Origin of the sequence: Nocardioides sp., assembly GCF_041913365.1 — a bacterium.
Lineage (GTDB): Bacteria > Actinomycetota > Actinomycetes > Propionibacteriales > Nocardioidaceae > Nocardioides.
Genome location: NZ_JAYSFM010000002.1, coordinates 403,730 through 415,848, shown reverse-complemented (window position 1 = coordinate 415,848; position 12,119 = coordinate 403,730). Strand labels below are relative to the sequence as shown.

10 protein-coding genes are annotated in these 12,119 nt (G+C 73.7%); 2 read left to right on the top strand and 8 right to left on the bottom strand.

Annotated elements, in window-relative coordinates; genetic code table 11:
• Positions 1 to 185 precede the first annotated feature (185 nt).
• On the bottom strand, positions 186 to 1,322 hold the full coding sequence (locus ACE3QY_RS06995; RefSeq protein WP_374455286.1) for a CDP-glycerol glycerophosphotransferase family protein: 1,137 nt from the start codon (positions 1,320 to 1,322) through the stop codon (positions 186 to 188).
• A 91-nt stretch (positions 1,323 to 1,413) separates the two neighbouring features.
• Between ACE3QY_RS06995 and ACE3QY_RS06990 the strand changes: the two genes are divergently transcribed.
• Positions 1,414 to 2,175: an aspartate/glutamate racemase family protein gene (locus ACE3QY_RS06990; RefSeq protein ID WP_374455285.1), complete on the top strand. Its 762-nt coding sequence runs from the start codon at positions 1,414 to 1,416 to the stop codon at positions 2,173 to 2,175.
• A gap of 54 nt (positions 2,176 to 2,229) precedes the next feature.
• Here the strand turns inward: ACE3QY_RS06990 and ACE3QY_RS06985 are convergent, their stop codons facing one another.
• Both ACE3QY_RS06985 and ACE3QY_RS06980 read right to left on the bottom strand, forming a co-directional pair.
• The gene (locus ACE3QY_RS06985; RefSeq protein WP_374455284.1) at positions 2,230 to 4,002 is read right to left on the bottom strand and encodes an ABC transporter substrate-binding protein; all 1,773 of its coding nucleotides are present in this window, start codon (positions 4,000 to 4,002) and stop codon (positions 2,230 to 2,232) included.
• Positions 4,003 to 4,060: 58 nt separating this feature from the next.
• The gene (locus tag ACE3QY_RS06980) at positions 4,061 to 5,086 is read right to left on the bottom strand and encodes a BTAD domain-containing putative transcriptional regulator (RefSeq protein ID WP_374455283.1); all 1,026 of its coding nucleotides are present in this window, start codon (positions 5,084 to 5,086) and stop codon (positions 4,061 to 4,063) included.
• Between the two features lie 79 nt (positions 5,087 to 5,165).
• Here ACE3QY_RS06980 and ACE3QY_RS06975 point away from each other — a divergent pair, with 79 nt between their 5' ends.
• On the top strand, positions 5,166 to 5,720 hold the full coding sequence (locus ACE3QY_RS06975; protein WP_374455282.1) for a CGNR zinc finger domain-containing protein: 555 nt from the start codon (positions 5,166 to 5,168) through the stop codon (positions 5,718 to 5,720).
• A 144-nt stretch (positions 5,721 to 5,864) separates the two neighbouring features.
• On the opposite strand, the gene ACE3QY_RS06970 is transcribed toward ACE3QY_RS06975, so the two are convergent.
• From ACE3QY_RS06970 to ACE3QY_RS06950, 5 genes are all read right to left on the bottom strand, one after another.
• Complete coding sequence (locus ACE3QY_RS06970; protein WP_374455281.1) at positions 5,865 to 6,068, bottom strand: cold-shock protein; 204 nt, start codon at positions 6,066 to 6,068, stop codon at positions 5,865 to 5,867.
• Positions 6,069 to 6,288: 220 nt separating this feature from the next.
• Positions 6,289 to 6,960, bottom strand: a complete 672-nt coding sequence (locus tag ACE3QY_RS06965; RefSeq protein WP_374455280.1) for an ABC transporter ATP-binding protein — start codon at positions 6,958 to 6,960, stop codon at positions 6,289 to 6,291.
• The gene (locus ACE3QY_RS06960) at positions 6,957 to 7,784 is read right to left on the bottom strand and encodes an ABC transporter ATP-binding protein (RefSeq protein ID WP_374455279.1); all 828 of its coding nucleotides are present in this window, start codon (positions 7,782 to 7,784) and stop codon (positions 6,957 to 6,959) included. Before ACE3QY_RS06960 ends, ACE3QY_RS06965 begins: the two co-directional genes overlap by 4 nt.
• Positions 7,784 to 10,828, bottom strand: coding sequence for an FtsX-like permease family protein (locus tag ACE3QY_RS06955; protein WP_374455278.1), 3,045 nt, complete (start codon positions 10,826 to 10,828; stop codon positions 7,784 to 7,786). Before ACE3QY_RS06955 ends, ACE3QY_RS06960 begins: the two co-directional genes overlap by 1 nt.
• On the bottom strand, positions 10,825 to 12,114 hold the full coding sequence (locus tag ACE3QY_RS06950) for an RNA polymerase sigma factor (protein WP_374455277.1): 1,290 nt from the start codon (positions 12,112 to 12,114) through the stop codon (positions 10,825 to 10,827). The genes ACE3QY_RS06955 and ACE3QY_RS06950 overlap by 4 nt, the downstream gene beginning before the upstream one ends.
• Positions 12,115 to 12,119: the final 5 nt, after the last annotated feature.

The following is a 12,119-nucleotide window of genomic DNA, read 5'->3' as shown; positions in this document are numbered from 1 at the left end:
ATGTTGATCCCCCGAGATCGCCTATGTGTGGGCACAGCATGGTGCTGTGAGGTGGATCACGCAGCGATTCCGGGACTTCTGCGAAGTGGTCCAGACCTGTCCGGCGATTCAGTTGACGCCTGACGCGTGCCATGGGACAAGCCGACGCCGATGTGCGTCGGGACGCAGCCTCCGCCCGGGAGGAGTCAGGCGATCTCGGTGTCCGAGACCCCGCCGGCGACCAGCTGGTCGCGGAGGGCGACGAGCTCCGTCACGGCGTCCAGGAAGCGGGCCGTGCTGTCGCCCACGTGGAGGTCGTCGAAGTAGTGGTGGCGCATCGCGACGCGGGCGAGGTGGTGCTCGTCGTGGTCGAGACGATCGGCGAGGAGCGAGGTCAGGGCACCGGCGCTCGCCTCGTCGACGACGTCCGCGCACCGGCTGATCGGCACCTCCTGGAGCAGGGCCTCGGTGTCGCAGTGCCGGTCGGTCAGGAAGATCGGCTTGTCGGTGTGGAGGTAGAGCCAGTCCAGGCCCACCGAGGAGACGTCGGTGACGAGGGCGTCGCAGCCCGGCATCACGGCGAGGATGTCGCCGGCGAGGACCTGCGTGTGCCCGGCGGCCGGGTCGAGCCGAGCGGCCTCGTCGACGATCCGCAGGATCTCGTGGTGCGCCCCGGCGATCGCGGGGGTGAGGCTGGTCGTCACCTTCGGGTGCGGCTTGTAGACCAGGCGGACGTCCGGGACGTCGAGGACCGACCGCACGATGGCGGGTCCGAGCGTGTCGACCGAGGTGTAGTCGTTGTACTCCGCGTCGCCCTCCCACGTCGGCGCGTACATGACCGTACGTCGCGGGCTCGGCGCGAGGAGGGGGGTCCGGGGGAGGTCGAGCTGGGGGCGCCCGATGCGGACGAGCCGGCGGGCGTCGAAGTCCAGCAGGCCGGTCAGGTAGCGCTCGACCGCAGCGTCCCCGGCGACGAAGACCCGGTCGTAGGCCTTGGCGTTGTTGCTCGCCATCGACTGCTTGTCGCTCTCGCCGTGGTTGACGTGGACGTGCAGCCGGCGGGTGTCGAGGAGCGACTCGAAGTTGAGCACCGAGTTGTTGCAGTAGAGCACGACCTTCGCGTCCAGCGCGGCGTACAGCTCGGTGAGCTCGGGGAAGGTCGCGGCGGTGAGGACGGGCAGGTGCGTCCGCGGGTCGATCACGGCTGCCGACGCCGGGTCGCGCAGGACCAGGGCGACGGGCTGGACGTCGTGCAGGATCTCGAGGACCTCCAGCCACTGGGCCAGCTGGTAGGTCCGGGTCGGGTCGCCGGCGAAGTAGGCGATCACGCGCACGTCGTTCACGAAGGAATTCTAGTCGGGCCCGCGAACGGTCGCGGCGGTCTCGAGCTGCCGGCTCCAGTCGGACCGCAGCGCGTCACGCCACCATGGTCGCGTGTTCCACATCGGAGTCCTCGCGCCGCGGCTGCCTGGTGCGGCCGAGCTGCTGCGCCGGGTCGACGAGGCCGGTGGCGCCCTCGGGCGCGGAGCCCAGCAGCCGGAGGTCAGCCTGGTGTGGCAGCCGCTGGACGGAGGCTGGGACGCCTGGCAGCGTAACGACCCCGACACCGTCCGCACCCAGCTCGCGCTTGGCTGCGTCCGGCTGCGCCAGTCGGGTGCCCACTTCTTCGTCTGCCCCGACGACACGGCGTACGCCCTGCTCGACGAGCCCGGCGTCGACCTGGCCCTGCCCGGCCTGCACGTCGCCGCGGTCGTCGGCGCGGCCGCCCAACGCCAGGGCTTCGCCCGGATCGGCGTGCTCGGCACCAGGTGGACGCTCGGCTGGCGGCGCTACGCCGACGAGCTCGAGCCGATGGGCCTCACGGCCGTGCCCCTGGCTCTGTGGGACCAGACCACGCTGCACTCCATCATCTTCGACGAGCTGCTGCGCGGCAGGTCGTCGCTGGGCTCGCGCGACCTCGTGCTGTCCCTGGTCGAGGGCCTGCGGCAGAAGGGCTGCGAGGCGGTCGTCGTCGGCTGCCCCGAGCTGGGCGCGCTGGTGACCCCGGCGAGCTCTCCGCTGCCGCTGCTCGATGCGACGCAGCTGCTGGCGGACGCGGCGGTCGCCGTCGCGGTCGGCGCTGCGCCGCTGCCGGGCTGGCGCGGCGGCCCGGACGAGGGGACCGTCGCCGACCCCTGGGCGCGCTCGGTGGGCTGAGACGCACGGCGGGGGCTCCCGGGACCGGGAACCCCCGCTGCGTTCTCCCTCGGATCACTGCATGACGTACAGGTCCTTGTAGTTCGGGGCACCGATCGAGCCGTCGCCCGTCGGGTTGCCGATCTTGCTGCCGAAGACGTAGAGGTCGTTGCGGAACGCGGTCGGGATGATCGGGAAGTACTCCGTCATGATCTTCTCGTCCACCGCACCCCACGCGTCGGCCTGCTCCTCGATCGGGAGGGTGCTGATGCCGTCCATCTCCTCGTCGATCGCCGGCTCCGAGAAGTAGGCGGTGTTGTAGACCGCGCCGGTGCGCGCGAGCGAGGGCAGGATCGTCGAACCGGCGGGCCAGTCCGAGCACCAGTTCACACCGCGGAAGTTGAGCTTCTTGTTGACCTTGTTGTCGGGGTCGAGCCAGATGTTGTAGAGCGACTCCTGGACCGGGATGGCCTTGACGGAGAAGCCGCCGGCCTCGAAGCCCTTGGTGATCTGGTCCTGAGCGGCCTTGGCCAGCGGGTCGACCTCGTAGAACACCATGGTGATCGGGTACGGCTCGTCACCGTAGCCGGCCTCCGCAAGGAGCTCCTTGGACTTCTCCGGGTCGTAGGTGATCTGCTCACCGTCGACCTGGAACTCCTTCTTCCCCGCCATGCCCGGAGGCATGAGGGAGTTGGCCGGCACGCGGGTCACGCCGGGCACCTCGCCACCGGCGATCCAGACGTCCTCGTAGGGGTAGGCGTACGCCAGGGCCTTGCGGACCTCGATCTCGGGGATCTTCTCGTAGTCGGGCGTCAGCATCGACACGCACTGCGAGGTCTGCTGCACCAGCCGTTCGCCGAGCTGGCCGTTGGCGTCGTTGTACTTGTCCGAGCCCAGGGCGGTGGAGACGGCGGTCTGGCTGTCGGAGTTGTCCGAGAGCATGATCTCGTCGACCTTGGCCTGGTCCTGGTTGAACTTGAAGACGAACTCGTCGGCGTACTGGTGGCGCCCGGGGTCGGACTCGGCCGACCACTGGTCGTTCTTGACCAGGACGAGCTCCTCGTTGGGCTTGTAGCTCTCGACCTTGTAGGGGCCGTTGGACAGGGGCTTGTTGCCGTAGTTCGGCGGCTTGGAGGCGTTGCCCAGGGGAGCGGGGCCCATCGCCATGAAGGCGCCCCAGTAGTCCATGTCGGGGAACGGCTTGGACATGGTGATCGTGATGTCCTGTCCCTCGACCGAGATCCCGTCCCAGGCCTGGCACTTCGGGTCCTTCCCGGTGTACGGGCCGTCGTAGTCGGCAGCCCCCGCGAAGTACGACTTCGAGTACTCCGTGCCGGGGCCCGAGGGGAACGCCTCGGAGTCCAGCGAGCGGCAGATGCCGAAGGCGACCTCCTCCGCAGTCACCGGCTTGCCGTCCTCCCACGTCGCGTCGTCACGGATGGTGAACGTCCACTCCGTGAAGTCGTCGTTGGGGGTGCCCAGGTCGGTCGCGAGGTCGGGGACCAGCACCGGCTGACCCGCGTCGTCGCGGACGTACTGGGTCAGCGAGCGGCTCGTGAGGGCCTGCTGGATGGAGTTGCCCGTGACGGACCAGCCGCCGGTCGGGTCGAGCGAGTCCGGTCCGGGGTCGCCGGGGAGGTACACCGTGATGGTCCCGCCCGTGGTGGCTCCCTCGACGTCGGCAGCGGGGCCCTGACGCCCAGCGTCCTTGGTGCCTCCCTCCTGCCCGCCGAACTCACGATCGGTGCCCGAGCCGCCACCGCCCTCGTCCGACGACCCGCCGCCACAGGCGGCCATCGTCAGGAGGGCGGCGCCGGCGACCAGGGCAAGCGGCTTGTTGCGCGCCATGTCTGTGCCTTTCGTCCGCGTCGTCGCCCGGGACGTCCCCGGGCGCGTCCCACGGACGTTATGAAGCCGACGACCGTCCCAGGTGGTCGCGAAGATCACGAAGCGGTGACCCTTCGCCCGGGTTGGTCACGAGGAGGTCACGGAGTGCGATCGGGACGCCCAGCGCACGGTCGCCCGGCACCATGACGACCACGACGGGCGCGACGTGGCAGTCGCACCCGTGGACGCACGCTCCGGTCCGCGCGCGGTCGTCCAGGCCGAGGACGGTCGGGTCCTGGCGCAGGACAGCGGTCTGCAGCTCGGCGATGGCCGGGCCGGGGTCGATGCCCAGGTCGTCGGCCAGGGTGCGCCGCAGCCGCTCCACCACCTCGAGCGCGTGGGCCTGCCGCCCCGTGCGGACGAGCGCGACCGCCCACAGGCCCCACAGCTCCTCGCGCAGGGGGTGGTGGGCGACCAGGTCCTCGAGGGCATCCACCGCGCCGGCGGATCGGCCGAGCGACAGGTCGAGCACCACCTCGGCGACCCGGGCGTCGACCCGCAGCTCCTCGAGCCGTCGGCGCTCCGCGATCGCGACCGGCAGGTCGGTGAGGTCCGCGTAGGCGTCCCCGCGCCAGAGCCGCAGCGCAGCGGCGAGGTCGTCCCGCAGGACCTCGGCGCGAGCCACGTCGGCGCGATCGGTCAGGAGCGGGGGGCGCATCCGGTCGCGCAGGCGCTCCACGTGGTCGCGGCCCGCGCGCACCGCGGCCTCGAACCGGTCCGCGTCCACGTCCGCCGCTCCGGAGGCCAGCCGGTAGCCGCCGCCCTCGTGCAGCAGCACCGAGGAGGCGCTGCGCGCACGACGCCCGGGCTCGAGCCTGCGCCGCAGGCCGGCGACGTAGCCCTGCAGGGTGTTGCCCGCACCGGGGGGAGGAGCGCCGCGCCACAGGACGTCGATGAGCCGGTCCGCGGCCACCGGCTGGTCGCGCCACAGCACGAGCAGGCCGAGGAGGCTGCGGAGCTTGTGGGCACCCAGCGGCACCGGGTCGTCGTGCACGCGAGCAGCGCTCGGGCCGAGCACGTCGAGGTCGATCTGGACGGACGTCATCGGGCCCCCTCCCGTGTTACGACCAATGGCGGTATGATCGTAACCGAAGAATCGTCGATGCGACCCGAGACGAGGTCCGATGGACACCGACCGCCCCGCACCCGGCCCGTTGGAGGAGGTGCGGATCGTGCTCAACTCCGACGACCGCTTCCACGGCGTCGACCACGCCGAGGACGTCCGGGCGCTCAACCGCTTCCTCGTCCTGGCCCGGTCGTCGTACGCCGCGCTGCCGGCCTCGTCGGACCTCGAGGGCTACCGGGCGTTCCGCGACGTCACCCGCGACCTCCTGCTCCACCCCTCGACCGCCAACCGGCGCGCCTTCAACCGGATCGCCGATCGCCACCCCATGACCGTGGAGGTGGGGGAGGACGTGACCCGCCTGAAGCGGGTGGCGTCCGCCGGACGCTCCGCCGTCGAGCGGATCGTCGGGGAGGCCGTCGCCACCGTGCACGACGCCATGGTCACCGGCGAGTGGGGACGACTGCGCGAGTGCGGGCGCGGTGACTGCCTCTGGATCTACTACGACCCCTCGCCCACCCAGGTGATGAAGTGGTGCAGCACCGACCCGTGCGGCAACGTGATGAAGGTCCGGGCCTACCGGGCGCGCCGGGCCGCCGGGAACGCCTCGGCGTGACGCGGTCGCGCTGGTCCTCGATCACGTCGAGCCTTTCGTCCGCAGCGCGGCCAGGCTCGGCGCCCCGAGAAGATCCGGCCCGTTCGGGCCCTGAGACGCGCGAACGGCCCCGACCGCAGTGCGATCGGGGCCGTTCGTCGGACGTCAGATGGAGCGGACGTTCTCGGCCTGCGGGCCCTTGGGGCCCTGCGTGACGTCGAACTCGACCTTCTGGTTCTCGTCGAGGGACTTGTAGCCGTTGGTCTGGATGGCGGAGAAGTGGACGAACACGTCCTCGCCGCCGCCGTCCTGCGCGATGAAGCCGAAGCCCTTGTCAGCGTTGAACCACTTGACGGTGCCCTGAGCCATGATCTGTTTCCTTTGTTCGGTGCTGGGGACGACGTGCCGCCCAGCGGCGCTGAAGACATCCGACTGAGCTGATGTCCAGCGAACCGAAGACCAGGAGTTACGAGACACGAGCCGCACTCCGTGTGCGGCCAGGACGGGCGAGCCCGACCCTTCAACGACACCAGCGTACGCCACGGAGGTCCGGCGACCCGCTTCGGCGACCCGCGCGGGAGCGCCGGGGTCAGTCGGGGAGCCGGCGCACCCACGAGGCGACGCCCTCGTCGAGCGCGAGGGTGCCGTCGGTCTCCGCGGCGGCGTCGGGGTCGTGGGTGGCGAGGACCACGGCGGCCCCGCGGGCGGCCTCCTCGCGCAGGGCGGCGAGCATCAGGCCGCGGTTGGCGGCGTCGAGGTCGCTCGTCGACTCGTCGGCGAGGAGGACGCGGGGCTCCAGGGCGAAGGCCCGGGCCAGGGCGACCCGCTGCTGCTGGCCGCCGGACAGCTGGTCGACGAGGTGCCGACCGAAGTCGGCCAGGCCGACGCGGAGCAGTGCGTCCGACACGCGGCCGGCCGCCTCGCGCGGTCGTACGCCGAGCGCGAGCAGCGGGACGAGGATGCTCTCCTCGGCGGAGAGGGCAGGATCCAGGCCGTTGCCCTGCGGCACCAGCACGACGCCCGCGCGGGCGGCGGACTCCCGGTCGCGCACCTCGAGCCCGTCGACCGTGACCGTCCCGGCCAGGGCGGCCACGGCCGGACGGATCGCCCGGGCCAGCGCCCACAGCAGCGACGACTTGCCGGCACCCGACGGCCCGGTCACGGCGAGCATCCGCCCAGCGGGCACGCGCACGTCCAGGGGGTGCACGGCGACGAGGTCGCTGTAGGTCACGCCCAGGCCTGCTGCGTCGAGGTCGGTCATCGCTCCTCCGCCCGCAGCTCGAAGTGGTCGTCGACCTCGTGGAGCCGGACCAGCGTGCCGGGCGGCAGCCGGTCGAGCGCGTGACCCGGCAGCGGCAGGAAGCCGTCCGCGGTGACGACGGCGTACTCCTCGCCGCTACGTCCCTCACCGCCGATCCGGCCGTCGCGGATCGTCACGGTGCGTGGCAGCACCCGGGCCACCTCGGGGTCGTGGGTGACGAGCACGACGGTGGTGCCGTGGGTGCCGTTGACGTGGGCGAGCGCGGCGAGCACGCGGTCGCGAGCGCCGTGGTCGAGCTGGCTGGTCGGCTCGTCGCACAGGAGCAGGCCGGGGCGGGTCGAGATCGCCACGGCGACCGCGGCCAGCTGCAGCGCGCCGGGGGTGAGGTCGGCCAGCGGGCGGTCGGCCTCGTCGGCGAGACCGACGTCGCCGAGCACCTCGGTGGGATCGGGAAGCACCCGTCCGGCGCGCCGCGCCGGGTGCTGGGCGAACCGGACGTTGTCGGCAGCCGTGGTGTGGGGCAGCAGGTTGCGCGCGGCGCCCTGCAGCATCAGGCTGACCTCGGTCGCACGCAGCCGGTCCAGGTCGCGCGGGCCGGCGGCGGACACCTCGGTGTCCCCGACGTGGACCTTGCCGGCGCTGGGGCGCAGGACGCCGGCGAGCAGGCTCATCAACGTCGACTTGCCCGACCCCGAGGGGCCCAGCAGGCCGACCAGCTCGCCCGCGGTGACGTCCAGGTCGACCCCGGAGAGCGCGGCGACGTCGTGGCCCTCGGCGTGGTAGATGTGCACGAGACCGCGGGTGCGGATCGGCAGACCGGCCATCAGACGACCTCCTTCACGCGCTCGAGGTGGGCGCGGCGGGCCACCACCCAGCTGGCGACCGCGGCCACCGTGGGCAGCACCACCGCGCACGCCGCGGCTGCCCAGAGGACGGCGGGCCAGGCGGTCGCGGTGTCGAGGACGGGGGTGCTCGGTGGCTCGGGCAGGAACGACACGTCGGGCATCGCCACGGCGGCGCCGGCGGTGCCCGCGGCGACCCCGGCGGCGACGGCGAGCAGCAGGGAGGGGAGCTGGGCCAGCACGCCCAGCCGGGTCGTCGTACGTCGCCGCGCGCCGTTGAGCCGCAGGATCGCCAGGTTGCGGGCGATCGCGCGCCATCCGGTGGCCGCGAGCACGAGCAGCACGAGCAGCGAGACGAGGAGGACCGCCGGCCCGACGACGGCGCCGAGGGCCAGGCTCCAGGTGGCGACGCTGTCGGCGTAGGCCTGCCGGGCCTCGCTGGAGCGGCGCACCCCGGTGATGCCGATGCCGCGGTCGCGCAGGGCTGCCTCGACCGTCGAGAGCAGTGCCGGGTCGTCGACCATCCAGACCTCGGACGAGGAGTCGACGGTGACCTCCGCCCCGCGGGAGATCGCGTCGAGGTCGACCAGCGCCGACCGGCGGGGCAGGGACGGGACCAGGACGACGTCACCGGCTGCGTGGGCGGCGCGGTCGCCGCCGTCGAGTGCCGTCACCACCAGCCCGAGCGGATCGCGACCGGCGGGTAGCACCGCCGCGACGGAGAGCGGCACCCAGGCGGGCGTGACGTGCGCCGGGTAGAAGCCGCGGATGCTCATCACGAGCCGCAGCGCACCCGACGCGGTGACGGCGGGGCTGATGGCGGTGTGGTCGTCGTCGGTGGGGTTCCAGTCCTCGGCGGACGTGCCGAGCGCAACCGGGGTGCCGTCGACCCGCAGCCCCGACAGGTCGAGGTCGCCGACCACCTGGACCCCTTGGGCGGCGGACAGCTCGAGCGCGGCCAGCAGGCAGCCGTCGGCGCACGCCGGCTCCCGCCCGGCGAGCGTGGCACGCCTGCCGGCCTCCGGGACCTCGCCGAGCTGGATCGTGCGCCGGACGCCGGTGGCGGTGGTCACGACGAGGTTGAGGCGCAGCTCGGAGGCGCTGCCGAGGACGTCCTGGGAGGTGAGCTCGGGCCCGGACGCGACGTCGATCGAGATCCGCGACCCGGCCAGCCGCACGGGCGCGGCTGCCGGCGGGGCGATCGCGCGCCACTCGGCCGCGGACGGCGCGCCCCGCGGGAAGAAGGCGATCCGGCGGAACCCGTCGGGCTCCACCGCCAGGGTCGTCCCGCCGGCGACCACGACGGGCGTCGCGCGGCGGCCGCCGGGGTCGGCGTCGGCCAGCGCGGCGCGTACGCCGTCGAGGTCGCCGCCGCCCAGCTGCAGGACCACCGGCGCCCCGGCGTCGTGCTCGGCGGCGTTGGCCCGGTTGCGCGCACCGACGGCCAGCGCGTCGAGCGAGAAGACGGCGAGGGCGCACGCCACGGTGATCACCGTGATGACCGCCCGGGTGTCCCGACGCCGGCCGGTCTCGAGCAGGCCGAGGCCCGCGACCAGGCGGCCTCGATCCAGCAGCCGGCGCCCGACGGTGCTCGCGACCGGCGCCGCGACGTGTCCGGCGACCAGGCCGACGAAGAGCGCGAGCAGGGCGGGGCCGGCCAGCGCGAACGAGCCGCTGAGGCCACCGGCGACGAAGGCCACGGCGCCCGTCCCGGCGACGGCGACGAGGACGGCGTCGGGCGCACCGAGCGTCCACCGGCGCGACGGCGTCGGCCCGCTCCGCACCAGGTCGTCGAGCGGCTCGCGCGCCACCCGCGCGGTCGCTGCCAGCGCCGTCAGCACGATGGCGAGGACCGAGAGCACCACCGCGGTGGCGAACCCCGGACCCGCCTCGAAGGGCGCCTCGCCGGGCAGGAGGGACCGCGCCAGCCCGCCCCCCGCGAGCGCCAGCGCGACACCGGGCACCACACCGGCCAGCAGGACCGGGAGGAGCTCGACCAGCAGCAGGGCGGACGCGCCGACGGGTCCGCGGCCACGGAGCCGGGCGACCGCGACCTCTCCGCGGCGCTGGCGGGTCGCGGCGCTGAGCACGAGCCAGAGGACGAAGAGGGTCAGCACAGCCATCGGCGCCATCAGCAGGGGGACCGTCCGGTGGGCCTGGCTCGCCTGGCCCCGCACGTCGTCCGCGAGGTCGCCGAGGTCCGTGCGGACGTGGAGGTCCTGGCCCTCGCCGCGGAGGTCGCGGTTGAGCTGCCGCACCCCGTCGCCCAGGCGGAGGACCTCCTCGACGCCGGTCTCCGGGGTCGGCACCACGGCGGCGGCCTGGGCCGTCTCCGCCGGGAGCACCGGGCTGCGGACGAACGTCTCCTCGGCCGTCAGCCACGCGTCGTGCGCGGCAGAGGGATCAGCGGCGCGGGACACCAGCGAGTGGCCGACCAGGTCGAGGCCCTGCCACCACGAGTCGTCGGCCGGCGCATAGGTCCCGACGACCTCGAGCGGCACCTCGGGGCCGTCGCTCTCCGACGCCACGGTCGTGGTCGCGCCGGGGGAGAGGTCGAAGGTGTCGGCATCGGCCTCGCTCACCATGATCTCGCCCGGTGCGTCGGGGCAGGTGCCGGCCAGGACGCGTACGTGCTCGCACGCCCCGTCGCGCCAGACGAGCCGGCCGCTCGGCGGCACCGCACCCGTCACCGGGGTGACGACCGCGGTGCGGCCGAGCACGAACGGGTCGAGCGTGGCGGACAGCTCCGCCGGCACCATGTCCTGCAGCTCCCGCGGGTCACGCGCCTCCGTGGCACCGCGGGCGAACGACAGCGCGGCGGACTCGACCGTGACGGTCCTCCCCTCCGTGCCGACCCCGGCCAGGAGCGTGTCGACGAGCGCCTGCTGCATGGCCCGGTCGTAGACCGGCGCGAACGTGGTGCACGCGGTGATGAGGGCCGAGACCGCCAGCAGCACGACGGTCTGCCCGCGACGGTGACCGACCGCCGAGCGCCACGCGAAGCGCCCGGGCGACCACCTCGTCACCGCGCCCCCCGACCGCGGTTGTCCTCGGCGCGACGCAGCAGCACGGCGCGCTCGCCCTCGTTGCGGGTGCGCGTCGCCGCCTCGGCGAAGGCGTCGGCCGCCTGGGCGTGCCGTCCGGCGCGCTCGAGCAGGTCCCCGCGGACGCTGGGGACGAGCGGCGAGGCGCCGAGGGCCGCCGGGTCGACCACGTCCAGCACGGCCACGCCGGCGTCGGCGCCGAACGCCCGCCCGTGGGCGACGGCGCGGTTCACCTCGACAACCGGACCGGGTGCAGCGCCGGCCAGGACGTCGTACAGGGTGGCGATCCGGGGCCAGTCGGTGTCCTCGGCGCGGGTGGCGATCGCGTGCTGCTCGGCGATCGAGGCCTGGAGGAAGTACGTCCCGACCGGCACGCCGCGCGCGGCGACGGCCTCGGCCCGGCGGAGCGCGGCCGTGCCGCGATGGATCATCAGTTGGTCCCACCGGGAGCGGTCCTGCTGCTCCAGCAGCACGGGCGCGCCGTGCTCGTCGCTCCGGGCCGCGGTCCGCGAGCCCTGCAGTTCCAGGAGCGCCTGGAGGCCGAGCACCTCGGGCTCGTCCGGGGCCAGGGTGGCGAGCATCCGCGCCAGCCTGGTCGCCTCGGCCACGAGGTCGGGCCGCATCCAGTCCGGGCCTGCGGTCGCGGTGTAGCCCTCGTTGAAGATCAGGTAGACGACGGCCATGACGTCGTCGAGGCGCCGGGTCCGCTCGTCGCCGGTCGGCAGCTCGAGCTCGGCGCCGGTCTCGGCGAGCGTCCGCTTCGCCCGCGAGATCCGCTGGCCCATGGTCGACTCGGAGGTGAGGAACCCGCGCGCGATCTCCGCCGTGGTCAGGCCGCCCACCAGGCGCAGCGTGAGCGCGGCGCGGGACTCCGCGGTCAGGCTGGGGTGGCACGTCAGGAAGACCAGGCGCAGGACGTCGTCGTCGATGTGGTCGACCTGGCTCTCGAGGTCGGGCACGTCCGCCTCCTCCCGGCCCTGCGCGCGCTCCAGCTCGGTGAGCTTGTGGCGCAGCGTGTCGGCACGCCTGAAGTGGTCGATGCCGCGGCGCTTGGCCGTGGTCATCAGCCACGCCGTCGGGTTCTCCGGTACACCCGTGGTGGGCCACTGCTCGAGGGCGGCGACCAGCGCGTCCTGCGCCAGGTCGGCCGCGAGCTCCACGTCGCGGGTCATCCGGGTGAGGGCACCGACGAGGCGGGCCGAGTCGGCCCGCCACGCGGCGTGGACGGCCTCCGTCGGGTCGTCATCCGTCCTGCTGCGTGCCGGCACGGGGC

Coding starts and splice junctions, on each gene's coding strand:
- ACE3QY_RS06985 (WP_374455284.1), bottom strand. CDS start 4,002: ATGGCGCGCAACAAGCCGCTTGCCCTGGTCGCCGGCGCCGCCCTCCTG.
- ACE3QY_RS06980 (WP_374455283.1), bottom strand. CDS start 5,086: ATGACGTCCGTCCAGATCGACCTCGACGTGCTCGGCCCGAGCGCTGCT.
- ACE3QY_RS06975 (WP_374455282.1), top strand. CDS start 5,166: ATGGACACCGACCGCCCCGCACCCGGCCCGTTGGAGGAGGTGCGGATC.
- ACE3QY_RS06970 (WP_374455281.1), bottom strand. CDS start 6,068: ATGGCTCAGGGCACCGTCAAGTGGTTCAACGCTGACAAGGGCTTCGGC.
- ACE3QY_RS06965 (WP_374455280.1), bottom strand. CDS start 6,960: ATGACCGACCTCGACGCAGCAGGCCTGGGCGTGACCTACAGCGACCTC.
- ACE3QY_RS06960 (WP_374455279.1), bottom strand. CDS start 7,784: ATGGCCGGTCTGCCGATCCGCACCCGCGGTCTCGTGCACATCTACCAC.